The 21962-nt window shown below is 43.8% G+C and carries 12 protein-coding genes; all 12 read left to right on the forward strand.

What is annotated here, in order from left to right; all coding sequences use genetic code 11:
• Positions 1 to 71: 71 nt before the first annotated feature.
• Positions 72 to 7217, forward strand: coding sequence for an SDR family NAD(P)-dependent oxidoreductase (locus tag R2Q66_RS20625; protein WP_316752724.1), 7146 nt, complete (start codon positions 72 to 74; stop codon positions 7215 to 7217).
• The gene (locus R2Q66_RS20630) at positions 7217 to 11542 is read left to right on the forward strand and encodes a beta-ketoacyl synthase N-terminal-like domain-containing protein (RefSeq protein WP_316752726.1); all 4326 of its coding nucleotides are present in this window, start codon (positions 7217 to 7219) and stop codon (positions 11540 to 11542) included. The genes R2Q66_RS20625 and R2Q66_RS20630 overlap by 1 nt, the downstream gene beginning before the upstream one ends.
• A complete protein-coding gene (locus R2Q66_RS20635) occupies positions 11530 to 11829 on the forward strand; it encodes an acyl carrier protein (RefSeq protein ID WP_316752728.1) in 300 nt (99 codons plus the stop codon). The genes R2Q66_RS20630 and R2Q66_RS20635 overlap by 13 nt, the downstream gene beginning before the upstream one ends.
• On the forward strand, positions 11820 to 12581 hold the full coding sequence (locus tag R2Q66_RS20640; RefSeq protein WP_316752732.1) for an alpha/beta hydrolase: 762 nt from the start codon (positions 11820 to 11822) through the stop codon (positions 12579 to 12581). Before R2Q66_RS20635 ends, R2Q66_RS20640 begins: the two co-directional genes overlap by 10 nt.
• A gap of 12 nt (positions 12582 to 12593) precedes the next feature.
• Positions 12594 to 13826, forward strand: coding sequence for a glycosyltransferase (locus R2Q66_RS20645; protein WP_316752733.1), 1233 nt, complete (start codon positions 12594 to 12596; stop codon positions 13824 to 13826).
• A 10-nt stretch (positions 13827 to 13836) separates the two neighbouring features.
• A complete protein-coding gene (locus tag R2Q66_RS20650) occupies positions 13837 to 15042 on the forward strand; it encodes a glycosyltransferase (protein WP_316752735.1) in 1206 nt (401 codons plus the stop codon).
• Between the two features lie 9 nt (positions 15043 to 15051).
• Positions 15052 to 16320: a condensation domain-containing protein gene (locus R2Q66_RS20655; RefSeq protein ID WP_316752736.1), complete on the forward strand. Its 1269-nt coding sequence runs from the start codon at positions 15052 to 15054 to the stop codon at positions 16318 to 16320.
• A complete protein-coding gene (locus R2Q66_RS20660) occupies positions 16317 to 17585 on the forward strand; it encodes a condensation domain-containing protein (RefSeq protein ID WP_316752737.1) in 1269 nt (422 codons plus the stop codon). The genes R2Q66_RS20655 and R2Q66_RS20660 overlap by 4 nt, the downstream gene beginning before the upstream one ends.
• A 1-nt stretch (position 17586) precedes the next feature.
• Complete coding sequence (locus R2Q66_RS20665; protein ID WP_316752738.1) at positions 17587 to 18075, forward strand: hypothetical protein; 489 nt, start codon at positions 17587 to 17589, stop codon at positions 18073 to 18075.
• Positions 18076 to 18253: 178 nt separating this feature from the next.
• Positions 18254 to 18880, forward strand: a complete 627-nt coding sequence (locus tag R2Q66_RS20670) for an alpha/beta hydrolase (RefSeq protein WP_316752739.1) — start codon at positions 18254 to 18256, stop codon at positions 18878 to 18880.
• A gap of 237 nt (positions 18881 to 19117) precedes the next feature.
• Positions 19118 to 19525, forward strand: a complete 408-nt coding sequence (locus R2Q66_RS20675; protein ID WP_316752741.1) for a hypothetical protein — start codon at positions 19118 to 19120, stop codon at positions 19523 to 19525.
• Positions 19526 to 19655: 130 nt separating this feature from the next.
• Positions 19656 to 21941, forward strand: a complete 2286-nt coding sequence (locus R2Q66_RS20680; protein WP_316752745.1) for a TonB-dependent receptor — start codon at positions 19656 to 19658, stop codon at positions 21939 to 21941.
• The last annotated feature ends 21 nt before the right edge of the window (positions 21942 to 21962 follow it).

Genomic DNA, 21962 nt, shown 5'->3' on the forward strand with positions numbered 1-21962 from the left:
TTTCTACGAACTTCCACTCTTAAAAGTTGTAGAATTGCTCGAAAATTGAATCCACAATCATCCCTCAAAATATGAAAACACCCTTAATTATTGGACTAACTCCGTTTGAAAGGCCCGATGTGAATCTCGCTCTCTCACTCTCAGATGCTAAAGCTTTTCCTGTACTCCATCTCGGTAGAGATAGGGCTAAGGCTGCTGATGCACTTGAACAATTGGCACAAAGGTCTTCGAAAGAATTTGGCGTATGCCTGGTTTCTGAGGATCTTAATGACATCATTTTACCTGCACAGGTGACTATGATTATCTTGCCGTATGGCAAAAAATTCACCCTGACGAAGCAGCAGAAGCTATTTTATCAGGTTCATGATATTGATGAAGCCCGTAAAGCGAAAGCTGAAGGTGCTGCCGGTATCATTATTAAAGGCAATGAAGGTGCCGGAAAAGTTGGCTATGAATCGTCATATGTCCTTTTTCAGCGCATTATAAAAGAAATAAAAGGCATAGCTATCTATGTTCAAGGTGGTGTAGGTATACACACTGCTGCTGCATTGGTTGCTGCTGGCGCAACAGGGGTAGTCCTGGATAGTCAGCTGGCATTGTTTCCGGAATGTACTGCTCCGAAGGCAATTAAACTGGTGTGTGAAAAATTAAGCGGAAATGAAACCAGATTGATCGGTAATTTTCGTGTATTGGTACGTCCAAATTCTCCGGTACTGGCCGATCAGGCAACCGAAAAAGATCTGGAGCAGTACTTTATTGATTTCGATCTGGCGCAGAGTTTTCTACCCCTGGGACAAGATATCGCGCTTGCAACAGACCTTTCTGAACGCTATAAAAAACTAGATAAACTTGTGTTTGGCATGAAGGAGGCGATTTTTGGTCACCTAAATCAGGCCAAATCGCTGAATGTAATTAGTGTAGATAACCCACTGGCTAAAGACCTCAATATCACTTATCCGATTGCACAGGGACCGATGACCAGAGTTAGCGATGTAGCTCCTTTTGCTGATGCTGTGGCTTCCGCAGGGGCACTTCCTTTTATCGCGCTTTCCCTGTTAAAAGGAAAAGTTGCGGAGAACCTGATCATTGACACTAAAAAGCTTGCCGGGACTAAAACCTGGGGAGTTGGTGTACTTGGTTTTGCCCCTCAGGAATTGAGGGATGAGCAGATGGAATACATCAAAACACACCTTCCTCCGGTAGTTTTAATCGCCGGTGGCAGACCTTCGCAAGCTAAACCATTAGAGAAATTAGGGATTAAAACCTTCTTACATGTGCCTTCAGCGTCTTTATTGGACATGTTCCTGAAAGAAGGCGCTAAAAGATTTGTTTTTGAAGGCAGAGAATGCGGTGGGCACGTTGGTCCGCTATCTAGCATGGTGCTTTGGGAAAAACAGATCGAACGCCTGTTAAAAGAAGATCATCCGGAGCAAATCAGTGTGTTTTTTGCCGGAGGGATTCATGATGCCTTATCAACTGCTTTTATCGCGGTAATGGCTGCACCTTTAGCCGCTAAAGGGGTCAAAATAGGGGTGTTAATGGGGACTTCCTATTTATATACTAAAGAAGCTGTAAGTACTGGTGCCATTCAGGATAAATTCCAGGAACAAGCACGTATATCAAATGATACGGTATTGCTGGAAACGGCTCCTGGTCATGAAACCAGATGTTTAAACTCGCCATTTGCGGAGTTCTTCAACACAGAAAAAGAAAAACTTCAGAAAGAAGGTGTCGATAAAAAAGAGATCTGGGCTAAACTGGAAACCCTCAATGTAGGGCGTTTGCGCATTGCAGCGAAAGGAATTGAGCGCAGGGGTGATCAATTAGTGACGATCAATGAACAGGAACAGCTCGATCTGGGTATGTACATGATCGGCCAGATTGCGTCTATGTGCCATAAAATCGTCTCCATACTTGATTTGCATAAGGACGTAGTAGATGGGAATTACCATTTTGTGGAACAAGCACAACTTGGAACACCTCCGGAAGCTACAGAAAAATCACTTAACGTTGCCATCGTAGGCATGGCCTGTATTTTCCCCGGGGCAAAAAACCTGGAGGAATACTGGCGCAATATTGTGCTTGGAAAAGATGCAGTAACAGAAGTTCCGGACGAGCGTTGGAACAAAGAATTATACTACGACCCGACCTCTACCGCAGGTGAAATGTCGCATTCTAAATGGGGTGGTTTTATTCCAAAGATCGATTTTGATCCATTGGAGTACGGAATCCCACCTCAGTCGCTGGCGGCAATTGAGCCAACACAGCTATTGAGTTTAATGGTGGCGAGGCAGGCTATGGAGCATGCCGGTTACAAAGAAGGCAGTTTCAACGCAGAAAATGTATCGGTAATTATCGGTGCAGAAGGAGGAAACGACCTGGCCAACAGCTACAGTTTCAGGTGTTTTTACAAACAGGTATTCGGCGAAATGCCGGAAGAACTGGATGCAGCCTTGCCTAAAATGACAGAAGATTCCTTCCCTGGAATCCTCGCAAACGTGATCTCCGGCAGGATTACCAACCGCTTAAATCTTGGCGGAAGGAACTTTACCGTTGATGCGGCATGTGCTTCTTCCTTAGCAGCTTTGGATCTGGCTTGTCAGGAATTGTTCCTCGAGAAATCGGATATGGTGCTTGCAGGTGGTTCAGATTTACACAATGGGATCAATGATTACCTGATGTTTTCGAGTACCCATGCACTTTCCCGCAAAGGAAGATGTGCCACTTTTGATGCCGAAGCCGATGGTATTGCGCTTGGTGAAGGCGTGGCAATGTTGGTTTTGAAAAGAGAAGAAGATGCCATCAGAGATGGAGATACGGTTTATGCGGTGATTGAAGGGATTGGCGGATCGAGCGACGGTAAAAGTCTTGGCTTAACAGCACCCCGTAAATCCGGACAAGTGAAAGCTCTGGAACGTGCTTACAACCAGGCGGGAGTTTCGCCATCCGTACTTGGATTGGTAGAAGCACATGGAACAGGAACGGTTGTTGGCGACAGAACGGAATTGAGCGCGCTAACCGACATGCTCAATCAATCCGGTGCAACTGCCAGTCAGACACACCTGGGGTCAGTAAAAACACAAATCGGACATACGAAATGTGCCGCAGGTTTAGCCGGTTTAATCAAAGCGACTTTGTCGACTTATTACGGTATTAAACCGCCAACCATCAATTTAAAAACACCTAACAGTTATTATAACGGTAAAACAAGTCCTTTTGCTTTTCATACGGAAGCAGGTCTTTGGATGGAAGAGAAACGCTATGCCGGGGTAAGTGCCTTCGGTTTTGGCGGTACAAATTTCCATGCGGTGATCTCCAGCAGCAACCCTGTGGCTAACCATGCTTCGGCAATGAAATCATGGCCTTCCGAGCTTTTTGTTTTCAGAGGAACTACCTATGAGGAAGCGAAAGCAAGGCTGATTACCGTGAAAACTTTGCTGGACGTGAACGACAGCATCGCTATAAAAGATATCGCCTACAGTTTGGCAGTAGAAAATGAAAAGCCAGTACAGTTTAGTATGGTGGCCGACAATCCTGAAGACCTGATCATGAAAATTGACCTGGCTTTATCAGGAGTGGAGAGCATGGATCTGTACATTACCAAGAAGAAAGCTGGTAAAGTTGCCTTTATGTTCCCCGGACAAGGAAGTCAGCGAATCAATATGGCCAGAGACCTTTTTGTGCTTTTCCCTGCGATGCGCAAGCTTTTAAAAGGAAAACCAGCACTGGAACAAGTACTTTTTCCAAATGCTGTTTTTGATGAAACTGCTTTGAAAGCGCAAAAAGAACGGATCAAAGATACCCGCATGGCACAACCGCTATTGGGTATTGTAGACCTGGCGCTGGCCAATTTCCTGAAAGATTTAGGGGTTGAGCCGGATATGGTTGCCGGACATAGCTATGGCGAATTGCCGGCACTTTGTTTTGCAGGTGCTTTTGAGGAAGATCAGCTGGTTTACCTGAGTGAGCAACGCGCCAAAGCAATTCTCGACGCGGTAGAAGGTGAAGATACCGGAGCAATGATCGCTGTGAATGGTAATCAGGAGCTGCTTTTAAAGCTAATCGAAGGTTTAGAAGATGTTTACCCAGTTAATTTTAACTCACCGACTCAACTGGTGATTGCAGGTACAACTCCGGCAATTACAAAGCTTTCGGAAAGCCTGAAAGCAGAAAAAATCTCTTTCAGACCTTTAGAAGTTGCCTGTGCTTTCCACAGTCCGATGGTTGCTAAATCTAAAGGGATTTACAAGGAAGTGTTGGATGCGGTTGATTTTAAGGACCTGAATTTACCGGTATGGTCTAATACGACTGCCGAAGTTTACCCTCAAACTGCAATCGCAGTAAAAGAAAGATTAACAGATCACCTGGTAAAACCAGTTCGCTTTGTAGAGCAGGTACAACAAATGTATGCTGATGGTGCGCGTATTTTCATTGAAGTAGGCCCCGGAAAGGTACTTAGTTCATTAGTAAAGGCTTGTATTGCTAAAGATGAGCTGCTATTATACGCAGAGCATAACGGCCACAACAAGATCACGCATTTGCTTTGCACCATTGCTGCTTATGTGGCAACCGGTCGCGATGTGAAAATGGAGAAGCTTTTTGATGGTCGCGAAGCGAAGTTGTTAAACCTTGATGAAGTCCTGAAATACAAAAAAAGCCCTACCGTTTGGTCTGTGAATGGACAACATGCTGTGCCAACGGTCGGAAAGCTGCCAGCTTATGGCGCCTTACCAATTATAGAACCACTGAAATTGAAAAATAAAGAACAATTAACTGCAAACTATAACGCTCCTTCAAATGCAGCGGAACAAATGATGCAGGAATACCTGAATAGCATGAAAATGATGATTCAGGCGCAACGTGATGTAATGTTGACCTTTTTAGGGCAAAATCCTGTGAATTATCAGCAGTCAAGACCGGAACCAATGGTTCAGCAGGTGTTTCAAAATCCATCGGTACAATCGTTTTCTGCTTCGGCACAAGGGATTGCTGCACCGGCTCAGGGGATTGCTGCACCAGCTCAAATGCTTTCGACTTCTTCGGTACAAGGGCAAGGGGTAACCAAAGCCATTCATATACAGATTGATGTGAAAATGGTGTTAATGCAGATTGTGAGCGATAAAACCGGTTATCCGCAGGAAATGCTGGGCATGGAAATGGATCTGGAAGCTGATTTGAGTATCGATTCGATCAAACGCATGGAAATTATCGGGGCGCTACGCACAGAATTAGGTGGTTTTAGCGGTGGTGATAAAAACGAAGATACCTTTATGGAAGAGCTGGCAGGAATTAAAACCCTGAACGGCCTGGTGAACTGGATTAAAGAAAACAATCCGACGATTAATGAAACTGCTGTAAATGTAGCTACAGGTGCAGAAAACGGCAACATTATCCTGCAAAACGGCACCTTGCAAAACGGTACAAACGGCTCACAAAACGGTACGGCGCAAAATGCGGTTGCTAAATTAACTCCAGCCTTAATCAAATCAGCGATTCTACAGGTGGTAAGCGAGAAAACCGGTTATCCGGAAGATATGTTGGGTATGGACCTGGATCTGGAAGCTGATTTAAGTATCGATTCTATTAAAAGAATGGAGATTATCGGGGAGTTGAAAACAAAAATAGGATTCAGTGAGGGAGAAGATGCGGCAGATGACCTGATGGAAAAACTGGCTGCTATCAAAACCCTGAACGGATTGGTAAACTGGATTGCTGATATAGAATCTGAAAGTTTTGAACCGGTTTCTGAAGCAAAAAAGATCATTGAAGAAAGTGCAATCAGCTCAAAAAGTAAAGAAATTTTATCTAGACTTCGCTTTGAACTGGCCCCATCTGAATTATCTGATAAAACAAAAGTAGATCTTAAAGGAATGCGTTTTGCAGTTACTGACGATCAGGGACCGCAAGCTGCTGCCATCAAAGCGGCCTTTGAAAAACAAGGTGCAATTGTAGATATTGTTTCGGCAACAGATCCCCTGAAAGGGTATCAGGGATATTTGATGCTGAATATGTTCAGTTCTCCAAATCAGACGGAGATGCTGGATTGCATTAGCCAGATCAAGCAACTGGATCTGACAGAAGTAAAATGGGTTTATGTGATTTCGGATACGAAAGGTCATTTAAATGAAACTGTTGATGCGACTGAATTAAGACGCTTTCAGGGATATTCCGGACTGTTTAAAAGTCTGGATAAAGAGTACGATACTACTAAGTTCAGAGTGTTGAGCTTAACTACTAAGTTAACTGCTGAAGAGGTGGCAGCGCTGAGTTTAAATGAAGTGTTGAACCCTGATTTACCTTCGGAGGTGATTTATAATGAGCATGGCCGACAAACCCTGGAGCTGATTCCGGAGCAATTGGTGATCGGCGCTGCTGAGGCACAAATCCAGCTGGATAAAGAAGCGGTGGTCATGGTTCTTGGCGGTGCACAGGGCATTACAGCCGAGCTGACGATGCGTTTTGCTAAAGATTACCCTTGTCGTTATATTCTGGTAGGTCGTTCTCCTGATCCACGTTCCAATGGATTAGAGCAGTTCTCTTTTATGAAAACAAAAGAAGAAATCAGGGCCTACCTGATCAAACTTGGCGAGTTCAAAAAACCAACAGAGATCGAACAGGAAACTTCGAGGATTTATAAAAACAACCAGGCCTTACAAACCATGACTGCTTTAGAAATGAGCGGTTCAATCGTTACTTATTATGCCTTAGACCTGCGCGACGAAGCTAAACTGAGTCAGCTGATCGCTGAGGTGTATGAGCAATACGGTAGAATCGATGGGGTAGTTCATGGTGCTGGTTTATTAGAAGATAAACTATTCCATGATAAGAGTCTGGAATCTTTCAAGAGAGTATTTGAAACTAAAGTGACGCCTTTAAGGGTGCTTGCAGAGCAATTGAAAGCAGACACGCAGTTTGTGATCTTTTTCTCCAGTATTGCTTCTGTCTACGGAAACCGTGGGCAAACGGATTATGCCGCTGCCAACAGTGTGATGGACAGGTATGCCTGGGCTTTAAAAGCAAAAATCAAAGGAAAAGTGACCGCCATCAACTGGGGGCCATGGAAAGGTGCCGGTATGGTATCCGCTTCTTTAGAGAAAGAATACGAGCGCAGAGGGATTTCTATGATTCCATTGCAGGAAGGAATGGAGTCGTTCCTGAATGAGTTGAAGTACGGAAATGAGTCTCAGGTACTCATCATGGCTGGAAATAACTGGTAATGATGAAAAAAACTGAGGTAGCCATTGTAGGCATGTCCTGCATCTTTCCTGGTGCGGTAGATGTAGAGGCGTTCTGGCACAATATCATTAACAAGGTAGATGCGACGCAGGAAGTTCCTGCGGATCGCATTGATCCGATACATTTTAATGCAGCAGCATCCGGTGTAGATCGTTTTTACTGCAACCGTGGTGGTTTTATACCTGATTTCGAGTTTAACCCCTCGGATTTCGGGATTCTCCCCCTGGCAGTAGAAGGTACAGAACCTGATCACTTATTAACCCTGAGCCTGGTGCATAAAGCACTGGGCGATGCGGGTGTATTTGAGCAGAATTACTCCCTGGAGAAAACAGGAATTATCATCGGTAAAGGGAATTATGCTGGCCCTGGTGCCACCCGTGCCATTGAAATCGTGAGAACAGGGGAGCAAATTGTGAGCCTGTTGAAAGATTTGATGCCAAATTTATCGGCTTCTGAAATCGATCAGGTGAAGAAAGAATACCAATCGCGTAAAGGCCGTTTTGGTCCGGATACGGCAATGGGATTAATCCCGAATCTGGTCGCTTCTTTAGTGGCCAACAGGTTGAATCTTGGCGGTATTGCCTATACGTTGGATGCCGCTTGTGCCAGTTCTTTGATTGCGGTAGATCATGCGATACAGGAACTGAATAGCGGTCGCTGCGATATGGTCATTGCCGGTGGTGTTCACGTTGGACAAAATGCGGCCTTCTGGAGTATTTTTAGTCAGCTGGGTGCCTTGTCTAAAAAGGGACAAATTAGTCCTTTTGATGCGCAGGCCGATGGATTGATTATCGGTGAAGGTTGTGGATTTGTGGTGCTAAAGCGCCTTGAAGATGCAATCAGAGATCAAAATAAGATTTATTCGGTATTAAAAGGAGTAGGTGTAAGCAGTGACGGAAGTGGTACAAGTGTGATGAGCCCTTCGGTAAAAGGACAGCTAAAAGCCATCCAGCAAGCCTGGGGAAATTCAGGTCTGGAACCTCAAAATATCGGATATATTGAAGCGCATGGTACTGGAACAGTTTTAGGTGATAAAACAGAAATAGAGACCCTGACGCAGTTTTTTGGAAATGACGCCACACTGCCTAAAGCAGGAATCGGGACGGTGAAATCGAATATCGGTCATGCGATGCCGGCAGCAGGAATTGCAGGTTTGATCAAAGCCTCACTGGCTTTGTATCATGGGGTTATCCCGCCAACTTTGCATTGTAATCAGCCTTTGGAGCAACTGAAAGACAGTCGTTTCTCTGCTGTTCAGGAAGCACAAAACTGGGCAGATTCGGGCTTGCCGAAGATTGCAGGGGTAAATGCCTTTGGTTTTGGCGGAATCAATGCACATGTGGTGCTGGAAGCTTTTGAAGCACCGGAAGCCACAGAGAAAAGTTCTGTTTTGAAGGTAGAGAATTTGCCTGATGAGGTATTATTACTTGCCCGCAATACGCATGAAGAATTATTGATCGCTTTAGAAAACAAACAGGCTGAACCTGGTGAGGGGCCATTCCGCATTGCGGTGTTTAACCCGACTCCGGAAAGATTAAAAAAGGCCTTGAAGATTGCTGCTAAAAATATGCCCTGGCGCAATAAACAGGATATTTGGTATAGCAATGCGCCTTTATTAAGCAATGGCGGCAAGATCGCTTTTGTATTTCCGGGATTAGACGGCCTCGCTGGTGGCGAAGTAAACACGGTTGCGGAGTACTTTAACATCCCTCAGGACAACAATACTAAAGGAGAAGGCCTGTTAAATGAGGCGCTTAAAATATTAAATAAAAGTAGCGTGCTGGATACAGCATTGAAGCAATTGGGCATATTGCCGGAAATGAATGCCGGACATAGTTTGGGCGAGTGGCTGGCTGCAAGGTCTTCGGAACTTGCCGCAGAATCTTCGGTGTTACACTTGCTTAATTTCCTCAATCCGGAGACTTTTGAACTTAAAGATTCGAGGTTTATCGCGGTTGGTTGTGGAATAGAGCAGCTTCAGCCGATTATTGAGGACATTGAAAACTTATACCTTTCTAATGATAATTGTCCACAGCAGGTCATTCTGTGTGGCAGCAACCCGGCACTGGAAATTCTAGTGCCCATTTTAAAGGCGAAACAGATTTTCCATCAGGTATTGCCTTTCCAGTCTGGTTTTCACTCGCCATTTGTGGCGGATAAACTGGATATCATGCTCGAAGGAATGAGTCAGATGGAATTCCGTAAAACCAAATTTCCGTTAAGGTCTGCCACTACTTTGGAGTTATATCCGGAAGGTTTTGAGGCCATTAGAGAACTGAGCGTAGAACATCTGATTAAACCGGTTCGTTTCCGCGAGTTAACAGAACGGTTATATGAAGAAGGTGCCAGAATGTTTATTCAGGTAGGTTCTGGTGGACTAATCGGTTTCATCGACGATACTTTGAAGGGTAAAGGGTGTAGCACGATTTCTGCAAATGTGCCTTTGAGGTCTGGTATTGCGCAATTACAGCGGGTATTGGCCGCTTTATTTGTCGAAGGTAAAGAAGCCGGAATGGTTTTTATGGGCTATGGAAAAACGGAAATGCCGGTTCGGAAAGGAATTAAACTGCAACTGGGCTTACCGCTGATTGCTGGATTGGAGGGGTTGAAAAATCTGGCCATCACTCAAAAAAGCAGTTTTGCTAAAGTCGCTGTTTTAGAAGATCAGGCACATCCGCTGATGCGGGCTTTTCAGGAAAATGTAGAAGAAATGATTGGAATCCAGTCGGAAATGCTACATTTTTTCCAGAACAGGGGGCAATCTGTGGTTACTAAGCCTGTGGTCACAGCGACTTTAAGTACGGACTTTTACCCTGGAATCAAAGCAATTGACGAGGCATCCGCTGCGATGAACAAAGGAAAGCTTCCTTTCTCTAAAAAACTGGATATTACCCTGGAAAACAGCCCTTACCTGATTGATCACTCTTTATTGAGACAACCAAAAGGCTGGCATTGTGTAGAAGATATGGACCCGGTAATTCCGATGACCATGATTTTCGAAATGTTTGGTGAAATTGCTGCAGAACAATTGCCGGGCACTCATGTACACCGCTTAATGAACATCAAAGTGTTCCAGTGGATGAATGTTTCTAAACCTTTCAGAGAAACGGTAACCGGCGAATGGAAGTCAGAACATCTGGTATACCTCAACTTAGAACGTTTTGCAAATGCAGAAGTATTGCTTACCCGGGAGTTGAAAGCAGCACCGGAGCGGACTTTCGATGTCGGTAAATCTTTAAATATTGACCGTACAGAAGCCCGGATTTATGAAGAACATATGTTCCATGGGCCAGGGTATCAAGGGATCAGAAAACTGATCAAAGTAGGGGAAAAGGGTATTATTGGCCTCATTGAAGGCAGCACTGGTAAAGGTTCATTACTGGACAATGCCGGACAACTCTTTGGCCTTTGGTTACAACTTTTTCTAACCAAAGACCGGATTGCTTTCCCTGTGAAAATACAGGATATCGAGTTTTTCGGGGAAATGAGTGATCAGCAGGGAACTTTTGAATGTACTTGTGTACTGACCGACATGAACGATGAATTTGCCACCGGAGATATTGTCATGAAAAGAGACAATAAGATCTGGGCTATCATTACAGGCTGGCAAAACAGGCGCCTGGAGATCGATGAAGCGCTATGGCGGGTATCGATGTCGCCACTCCACAACCGTTTATCGGAAGAGGTGGCGCCGGGCATTTTCCTGTTCCACAACGCTTATAGCCGTGTCGTTTCCTGGGATTTTATCCTGAAACGTTACTTCAATCAGGATGAAAAGAAACACCACAACTCTTTGTTACCGAATAAAAGGAAAGAATGGATGATCAGCCGGGTGGCGGTAAAAGACGCGGTTAGAAATCTGTTAAACCAGACTAAAAACGAGGCTTGCTATCCCATTGCATTTGAAATTAAATCGGACGAAGTCCGTAAACCCTTCCTGGAAGGCGATATGACAGCCGGAATCCACATTTCGATAGCGCATAAAGGGACAGATGCAGTAGGTATTGCGCGCTATGACCGGGCTGTAGGCATCGATATCGAGCGTATTGAGGAGCGGTCGGAAGGCTTTTGCAGTCTGGTTTTCACGGACCAGGAACTGGAATTATTAGCTGGTAAAGACCAGGCCGAATGGTCGACCCGCTTTTGGGTAGCCAAAGAAGCTTATGGCAAATACCTTGGGAAAGGCCTGCAAGGGAATCCAAAAGCCTATGTGATTGAAGAAATCAATGGCGAAGAATTAAGAATCAACGAAATCATCATAAAAACTATTAAACACAACAACTATATAATCGGATGGACACTATAATCTCAACTACGAAACTAAACAGCAACGAAATCTTTGACCTGATGACTCAATTTATCACAGAAGTGATTGGGGAAGAGTTTGTGGAAGAAATGGACATTACTATGGAAAGCTCTTTCACCAAAGATCTGGAAATGGATAGCATAGAAATCGTGTCTTTTTCAGAGAAAATAAAGATACATTTCGGAGCGCAGATTGATTTCACAGGATGGCTTTCTAACATGGATCTTGATCAATTGATCAACCTGAATCTGGGAACAATCGTTAACTATATCGAGGAATGCCAGTAATCACCGTAAAAAACCGGGGCGTACATATTCAGGAATTGAATCCAGCAGCAGCAGAGACGCTGGTGCTGGTTCATGGCATGTTTAGCAACCTTTCTGTGTACTACTTTAACATTGCGCCGATCCTTGCAAAACACTTTCATGTGGTGATGTATGATTTGAAGAGCCATGGTTTAAGTGATAGGTCAACAGATGGTTATGATTTAGATTGTATGACGGATGACCTTTCGGATTTACTGGATCAGCTGAACCTGAAATCGGTTCATCTGGCAGGTTACAGCTTCGGCGGATTGATCGCTTTAAAGATGGCAGCACGTTTTCCAGATAGGGTGAAAAAGCTGGCTATCATTGAAGCACCTGATCCAAGCGACGATAAAACAAGAGACATCATTGATGAGTATAGCCGGGAATTTCTGGAACATTACGTTACCAATTTCACCGATACCACGAAGGTAAAAATGGGTAAGCGCCAGATGGAACGCAACCACCGGATGTACGAATATCTTTTTCATGAAACGACGATCAAGAGCGATATGATCAAGGAAAGAGAGTTCTTTACTAAAGATGAAATCACTGCGATTCCACAGGAAGCATTGCTTTTATATGGTAAAGAATCTAATTGTCTGGAGGCTGGTAAACGACTGAAAGCTAAGATTAAAAAGGTAGAAATGTTGGTGGTAGATGGAGATCATAATGTGCCCATCCAGCAACCGGTCAGCATTGGAAATCTAATGGAAACATTTTTTAAGAATTAAAGAAATCGCCCTATGGCAAGATTTGTATTTATAGTTCCGCCATTGACGGGACATATTAATCCGACACTAAGCATCGGCGCTGTTTTGTTGCAACGCGGACATGAGGTAGCCTGGATTAGTTTAGATCGCTCTCTGGAAGCCAGACTTCCAAAAGGAGGCCAGCTGTTGCTGATTGAATATGCAGAAAATGATACGCAAAAGCAGGATAGTGAAAAGTACCTGGATATCATTAAGAAAAAGATTGTATACGGAATTGATAGTATCAAATTCCTGTATGAAGAGGTCTTGATTCCATTGAACAGACATAGTTATGAAGGGATTATGGTGCTGTTGGATCAGTTTAATCCGGATTTGATCATTACGGACCACCAGATGTTTGCCGGTTCTATTGCCGCTACAAACAAAGGGATTCCATATACCACTTCTGTAACTGCTCCTGCGGCTATTAAAGTGATGGACGAGCTGCCGAAAATCCACGAATGGGAGGTGAATCAGATCATCGCCCTGCAAAAGGAATTTGGGATTAACAGCGCAGATTCGATTGCCTGTTCTGAGCTGCTAACCATGGTTTTAACCTCTAAAGCGTTTTTTGGAGAGATGACCTTACCTGAACAATACCGTTTTGTAGGACCGGTAATCCACCAAAGAGCAGAAAAAACTGCTTTTGATTGGGAGAAACTGGAACAAGGAAATGGAAAACCGAAGTTGTTGGTGAGTATCGGTACTACCTTTGATCATGAGCATAAGAAAAGCTTTTTCAGCAAGGTGATTGAAGCCTTTGGCGAAGCGGAAATGACGGTTGTAGTGGTTTCAGACCCCGATTTATTCGAGGAATGGCCGGATAACTTCATCGTGCAGCGCAATGTTCCGCAGTTGGAATTACTGCCACATCTGGATGCTGTGGTTTGTCATGGTGGCCACAATACGGTCTGCGAGACTTTAACCGCAGGATTACCCATGGTAGTGGTGCCAATCGCTTATGATCAGTCGCATGTGGCAGGTAGAGTAGTGCGTGTTGGGGCTGGATTGCGGTTGAATTTTAACCGTTTCAAAGCAAAACACCTGAAAGAATCAGTAAAAGAAATTTTAAACCATACGAGCTATAAGGAGGCAGCAATGCTGATTGGCGACTCATTCCGCGAGGCCGGTGGTACAGAAACCGCCGCAGACCTGTTGATCGCGTTGAGTGTTAAGGAGTCGAATTTCAAAGAATTGACTGTCAAACAATTAGTCTCCAATAATTAAAGAAGAAATTATGTCAAAGTTTTTATTTGTCGTACCCCCGTTTTTTGGTCATATCAGTCCGACGCTAAGTATTGGCGCCAGCTTAATTGCCAAAGGTCATGAGGTGAAATGGCTGGGTATCATCCCACTTGCCGCTACTCATGTGCCAGAAGGAGGTGAATATATTTACCCTGAAGCAGATCTTGTCGAATATCAGGAAGAGTTGCAAAAGATATTGAAACGTCAGGATGATGGACCTTCCTGTTCTGGTCCTGAAGTGATGAAACTGGCCCTGGAAGAAACGTATGTACCGATTGCCCGCATCATGATGAAGGGTTTAGGGAATTTTGTAGATGCCTGGCAGCCAGATGTGATTGTGAACGATTGTATCACTTTTGCAGGTGCGCTATGTGCCCATATAAAAGGGATTCCTTGTGTAACGACTACGCCGGTTCCGCCGGATGTTATGGGGGATACCGCCAATTCTGCACCTAAAATATTTGAATGGCAGGAGAATTTAGTGAAAGGATTACAGCAGGAATTTGGGGTTTATGGAGACGATATTGTGATCCATTCCCGTAAAATGAACCTGGTGTTTACTTCCCTGGAATTTGCTGGTTTAACAGACCCGATGCCACACATGAAATTTGTTGGACCGGTAAAAGGCAGGCCAAATAATGTGGCTTTCGACTGGGAGCGCTTAGAAAAAGCAACTACACCTAAGGTCTTTGTATCGCTGGGCACTTTGCTGGTGGATATCAGAGCTGCGTTTTTCCAGAAGCTGATCGATGCTTTTGCGGATGCACCTTTAACGATTGTAGCGGCAACAAACCCTGATATTTTTGAGAAATGGCCGGATAACTTTATCGTGAGCGGCTTTGTTCCTCAGGCAGAATTGATGCCTAAAATGGATGTGGTGATTTGTCACGGAGGTTTTAATACGGTGAATGATACTTTCATTAACGGCTTGCCGATGTTGATTACACCGATCGCTTACGACCATTTTCACACCGCAAAGCTGATTGAAAATGCTGGTTGTGGCCTTAAAATCCGCTATAAAAGACTAAGAATTGAAGATCTAAAGAAAGCCATATTTGAACTGTTGGAAAATCCGCAGTATAGAAACGCTGCTTTAAGGATTAAAGAGACTTTTCTTGCTGCCGGTGGAAATGACAAAGCGGTGGAGCTGCTGGAAGAATTTGCGGCTACAGAACATAGTATTGTTGCTTTAAACTAAGCTATGGCGATGAAAAGAAAACTTTTATTTGCAGAAAGGATGCTTCACGGAAACGGTGAAGCACCTTTTAATGCGGTCATTCCGGTAAAAATTAAAGGCGTATTTGCGGAGGAAAGCATCCACCATGCTTTAAAAAAGCTCCAGGAAAAGCATCCTTTATTAAACGCAGCTGTGGAAGATGATGCCGACGGCATGCCCTGGTTTGTGGTTAAAGAAGGATTAACGATCCCTGTCCGGACTACAGAACGCTTAGGCGATGACGATTGGCGTTTAGAAACTACTCAGGAATGGGCCACTGTTTTTGATACCCGCAAGGGGCCTTTGATGAGATTAGTCTGGATCAAAGGGGCGGAAGCTTCGGAGCTGATTCTGGTGATCCACCATTGCCTTTGCGACGGTGGTTCTGCGATGGCGATCTTGTCGGAATTTCTAAGGTTACTAGACGATGGTGCTGTAGATATCGGAAAGGAAGATCCGATCCTTGATGTCAACGATATCATACCTGCGGAGGTGCTGAAAGACCGGAAAAAGCGCGTGAAAGCGAAGCTGATTGGTCGTGTGGCCACTTTTGCGCTCTGGTTGATTCCGGTGAAGAAAAAGCTGGTAGAACGTAAAAAGGATTACATGATCCACTGGAAACTGCAAAAGGAGCTGAGTGATCATTTGATGATCAAGTGTAAAGCAGAAGGGGTAACGGTGAATACGGTGCTTTGTGCAGCGGTATTAGCGGCCTTTAAAGCGGTAAGAAAAGAGAATTTCCACAATAAGATTTCCTGTCCGGTAGATATCCGGAGGTTTGCACCAAGGATAAAAACCGACAATATTTTCGCCTTTGGCTTAATGTTCGTGGTTTCTGCGGACCTGGAGCTGGACTTTTTCAGCAACGCGAGGAAGATGCAGGAAGATATCAATAAGAAAACGGCAAAGCTGGATGCTTATGAAAACATTATGATGATGGAAGAATCACATGCATCGATGGATAATTTCACTAACTTTTTAAAGTATGGAAAGTCCAGCAATGACTGCATGTTCTCTAATCTGGGGAAGGTAAACATCCCGCATGAGTATCAAAATTTTGAGCTGGAAACGATCTTTAGTCCTTCAGTAATCGGCCCTTTAGGCAATACGACTACGTTGGTTACTTCTACTTACCGCGGACAAATGGACTTTACTTTCATTGCGAGTGAGGGTTTTATTCCTTATGAAGAAGGGCTTGCGATTCAAGCGAAACTCATGGAAATCATCAGCAAACAGATTAAACCTGAACTTAAAAAATGATGAAAAGAAAACTGATCATTGGCGAGAGAATCATGTATGTAGATGGATCTACGCCATTAAACTGTGTTTTTGCAGTGAAAATAAGGGGAGGCTTTTCTTCGGAAAACCTGTCTGTTGCTTTGAGTAAAATCCAGCAGAAACATCCTTTGTTGCGTAGTAATTTAAAGGAAGATCAGGTAGGTGTGCCTTATTTTGAGCTGATTACAGATATGAAGGCGATCCCTGTCCGCGTTTTGGAAAGAACAGACGAGGAGCAGTGGAAGGAGGAGTCGGAAGTAGAATGGCGAAAACTTTTTGATCAGGTAAATATGCCGATGGCAAGAGTGGTCTGGTTAAAAGGAGCGGAGGTTTCGGAACTGCTGCTGGTTTGTCCGCATTGCATTTGTGACGGGACAACCTTTGTGGCACTGATGTCGGAAATGCTGATGCTTTTGGACCATCCGGAAAAGTCGCTGATTCCTTATCCGCCATTTAATTCTATTGAGGAGTTGCTGGCAGATACGTTTGTAAGCACCAGGACAAAGGTGGTTAAAGCGAAGCTGTTCTCTGTGTTAGCAAAAGTATTTTTTCTTTTCAAATCTACGAGTAGGAAACATCCGGAAGGCTCGGGATATATGCTGCATTGGAAGCTGGAGCCTGAGGAAACCAAAGCGTTGGTGTCCGGGTGTAAAGCAGGTGGTGTGACCATGCATGCCGCTTTATGTGTGGCCTATATGGAAGCTTTTAAGGCGGTAAGAGGGGCTAAAGCACATGGAAAGGTGATCTGTCCGGTGGATGTGCGGAAGTTCGTTACAGAGATCAGAGAGGACGCGATGTTTGCTTTTGCACCCATTGCGGAACTGTCATTGTCAAAAGAGAAAGATTTCTGGACTAAAGCGAAAAATCTAAAGGAAGAATTGACGACTAAAATCGAGGCCATGAAAGTTCATGAGTTATTGGTGATGAGCGAATATTTCCATGGTTCCGTGCAAAAGATGGTGAAATACCTGCGTTCGACGGATGGGGCACATGACCTGACGCTGTCCAATATGGGGCGACTAGGGATTGCGGAAAACTACAATTCTTTTGAGGTGGAAACGCTTTATAGTCCGACGGTAGGCTTTCCCTGGCGCAATGCAAACACCTTAGTGGTGAGTACTTTTAAAGGAAGAATGGATTTTACCTTTTTCTCTAATGATGCTTTTTTGAGTAAAAAAGAAGCGGAAGAGATTCGGGATCATGCCTTAGAATTGTTGTCGGGTGAAGTAATGGTTGCTTATGCTTAAAATGAAAACACAAGAGAATATGGTATTCAGGAAGTTTGTTCAAAAGAGACTACTGATTTATGTTGTCCCTAATTTATTTTTTAATACCCTGATTCCTTACCTTACTTTGAGGAATTTAGGCCCTGTGTATTTATTTCAGGGAGAGTATTGTATGGCGCGGTTCTTATTGCCGATGGCGCTTTTCCTGCCTTTTATCATTACCTACGATATTCTAAAAAAGACAATTGTATTGTCGGAAGAAGGGAAAGCAGGTTTTGTGCTGCCGGATGATCTGGCAAAAAACAAGTTTATGTTTACCATGGCAGGGATTAACGGGGCGATTTCTTTCTCGGTAAATATCCTGGTGATGGGCTTGGTTCAACTGAATGTACCGGAGGGTTATGGTTTTAACGCGACGATGTCATCGCTGGTGATCGGCCTTGTAGCAGGAGTGCTGACTGTTTTATCGACTTTGTGTCCAATAAAAAAGGTGAAGGCATTGAGTTGTTAATGGCTAAGTCTGGATCTTGCCAGAACAATTTACAGTGTTTTGATGTTTGTTTTCTTGATTGTCAGTGTCTTATGGTTAAAACAGCTAGTATGAAAACACAGCTAGTATGAAAACAAAATTAAGTATCATCCTTGTACATGGTTTTTGAGGTGGGGCTGCACATTGGAGTAAAGTTATTGTGGAGCTTTTAAATAAAGGGTATGAAGTGATTCATGCTGTTGAAATGCCACTCACGTCGCTTGCAGACGATGTGGAGCGTACACGGAAGATGATTGCACAGCAGGATGGACCGGTGTTATTGGTTGGTCATTCTTATGGTGGTGCTGTAATTACCGAGGCTGGTAACCAGCCAAATGTGATTGGTTTAGTCTATATCGCTGCATTTGCACCAGATGCTGGCGAAAGTCCGGGCAGTATTACGCAACAACACCCACCGGTTGCGGTCGCAAATCTTGCACCTGATTCTGATGGCTATTTGTGGGTTAAGCCAGCGTTATATCATGAAAGTTTTTGTCAGGATTTGACACCAACAGAAGGACTGGTGTTGGGAATTATACAAAAGGCACCGCTTGCAAGTACTTTTGGCGATACAATTACGGAGCCTGCCTGGAAACACAAGCCATCCTATTACCAGATTTCAAGCGAAGACAGAATGATTGCACCGGAGAATCAAGAATGGATGTCTTCAAGAATAGGTGCAAAAAAGATAATTACACTAGCGGCAAGTCATGCCTCATTGGCTTCTATGCCAGTAGAAGTGGCTGGATTTATTGATGAAGCTGCAATGGAATTCAGTAAAGGTTAAATTCCGGTTTCTCTTTCGGCTTTTCTATAATCAGATAAAGAGTTTGATATGTAACCCTGCAATTCATTTGATTTGCAGGGTTTTATGTTTTGTGACGTTAGGGTAGAAAGCCAATCTCTGCGCTTTAGTAAATTCTTTTAGTGCTTTGTTGGCAACTTTGTTGCATTTGTCTTGTTTGTTATGTGTTATTAATGCAACTTTGCTGCAGTTGTGAAGGTAAACAGAAAACATATCAGCATGAAATTTAAGCAGGGGACTTCCTTTCTGCTGGTCTTGCTGTTTGTATTTATTTCTGCCGCACAGGTTTTACATACGCATACTTTTGAGAGCCATCAGGCGCAACAAGGGGATCAACGGCAAAAGCAACAAGGGGAGCATCAGCAAAAGCAAAAGCAACAAAAGGATCAGCAGCAGGATGGAGAACAGGAGCAACATGGGCAAGATGAGCAGTTACAGCTTGTAGATAAATGTGCAGTTTGCGATTACTACCTCCATATCCAAAGTAAACAGATATTTTCAAATGATCTGTTTGTTCTAGCCCCGGTTTTTTCTCAGGTGGTTATAAGAACCAGCCATTTACTGACTGGATTTTCTAAAATCACCATTCAAGGTTTTACCAATAAAGGGCCACCCTGTAGCCTTTAATTAATCTCCCGCTTTTGAGCGGCTTCCATTTTATCTAAATATTTCTTAACCAGGATGATGAATTTCTGCGGCCTTTTAATTGGCCCGCAAGGCTCTGTGTATCCTTATTTTTTCCAGCATTTATAATCAAATGATGAAATTCTATACGCTGTTTTTTTGCCTTTTATTAAGTAGCTGTCTTGTTTTTGGACAGCACAAACATCCGGTTCCCGATAGTACTAAGTTGTCTTTAGGAAAAGATTCGGTAAAGCAGTTTAAGAGTCTGAAGTTTAAGGATTTGAGGTCTAATGAGCTGCAGCCTAAAGGGCTTCAGCTTAAAGAAGTAATGATTAAAGACCGGAGATCGCAATTGCGTAAACAAGATGAGTCTTTAAACCTGGAAATTGTAAGCGCGGATTTTATACAGCGTAACCTGGGGGGAAGTTTAATGCAATCCCTGGAGCGTTTGCCGGGGATTAAAACCATTGGAATAGGTTCCGGACAGTCGAAACCGCTTATCCGTGGATTAGGGTTTAACCGGGTGGTAGTAGTTGATCAGGGTTTGAAACATGAGGGGCAGCAATGGGGTGCCGATCATGGGCTGGAAATCGATCAGTTCGCTGCCGGCGAAGTTGAGCTTTTGAAGGGTGCAGCTTCCTTTATGTATGGTTCTGACGCGATTGCCGGAGTGATCAATGTTAAACCTCAGCCAATACCAAGGGCTAATTCTATAGGTGGATCGGTAAATCTGATCGCCAAAAGCAACAATAATTTGTATGGCAGCTCTGTAAATTTGTATGGTCGGAAGGAACATTGGTTTTTTGATAGCCGCTTAACTTATCAGAATTACGGAGATTACCGCGTACCTGCCGACACTGTTTTTGTGTATGATTATGCCGTAAAACTGCATAACGGACAATTACGAAATACTGCCGGAAGGGAAACCGCGCTGCATTTTACGACAGGTTATGTAGGAAAAGGGTTTAAATCGGTGTTTGCATGGAGCAATGTCTATAGCAAAAGCGGCTTTTTTGCCAATGCACATGGTTTGGAGCCTAGAAATGTAGATACCGAAATGCATGATGCTTCGAGCAGGGATATTCAGATGCCCAGTCAGGAGGTAAACCATTTTAAGCTGATTAACCGAACTGAGTTGCTGGTTAACAGCCATAAAATAGCGCTGGACCTGGGATATCAACGTAATTTCAGACAAGAGTTTAGCCAATATGTGAACCATGGCTATATGCCGGCGGTATATCCGGATCACTTATTCATTTCTCCGAATCTGGAGCGGGAATTTGATAAACAGGTGTATAGCCTCAACCTAAGAGACGAATTCTTTGTTGGGAAACACCAGATCAGCGCAGGGATCAATTCCGAATTTCAGCAGAACGCCATTAACGGCTGGACTTTTTTAGTGCCCTCTTTTAAGCAGCTGATGGCCGGGGCTTTTGTCTATGATAAATACAGATTAAAAGAAAACCTGCTGTTGCATGGCGCTTTAAGGTATGATTTTAGCCATATCCGGATGTTTAAATACACCGATTGGTTCGATTCTGAGCGCGTTGTTGGAGAAGCTAAGTTTGCTGAAAAACTGGTTCGGTCGGAAGATCTGAACAGGGCATTTAATAGCCTGGTTTGGTCGGCCGGACTGAATTATAACCTGGAGGAGTTTTCGCTGAAAGTTAATGTTGGTAAGAGTTTCCGCATGCCAATAGCGAAGGAGCTTGGTGCAAATGGGGTTAATTATCACTATTTCAGTTATGAAAAAGGAGATCCGACGCTTAATCCGGAGCAATCGTACCAGGCAGATCTAAGCCTGGGCTGGACGGCCGATAAATGGTCTGTTCTGGTTAGTCCATTTTACAACTATTTCCCGAACTACATTTATTTAAACCCGACCGCCGGACACGATTATTTCCATGGTGCAGGGAATCAGATTTTTCAATATGCCCAGAGCAAGGTAGTTCGTTATGGGGGAGAGCTGGAATTGAAACTAGCTTTATCCAAAAGCCTGAGTACCGCGTTTTTAGGGGAGTATTTATATGCAAAACAGCTTTCAGGTGATAAGAAGGGCTATACGCTTCCGTTTTCCCCTCCGGCTTCTGCCTTGTTTAATCTGACCTGGTCTCCGGTATTTAGCGAGCGCTTTCAAAAGTCATGGTTTTCAATTGACTATAGACTTACTGCGAAGCAGGATAACATTGTGCCCCCAGAAAAGAAAACCCCGGGCTATGGTTTGATCAATCTTCAATTTGGTACGGAAGTTTTCCTGAATAAGCAGTCGGTGTTGATCAGCTTACAGGCGCAAAATCTGATGAATACCAGATACTTGAATCATACCAGTTTTTACCGTTTAATTGGCCTCCCTGAGGCGGGTCGTAACCTTATTATCTCTTTAAAAATCCCTTTTAAAATCCCATCGAATCATCTTTAAAGTCTAATCAGATCGTTTTTG

Source organism: Pedobacter gandavensis (assembly GCF_032677645.1).
Classification (GTDB): domain Bacteria; phylum Bacteroidota; class Bacteroidia; order Sphingobacteriales; family Sphingobacteriaceae; genus Pedobacter; species Pedobacter gandavensis_A.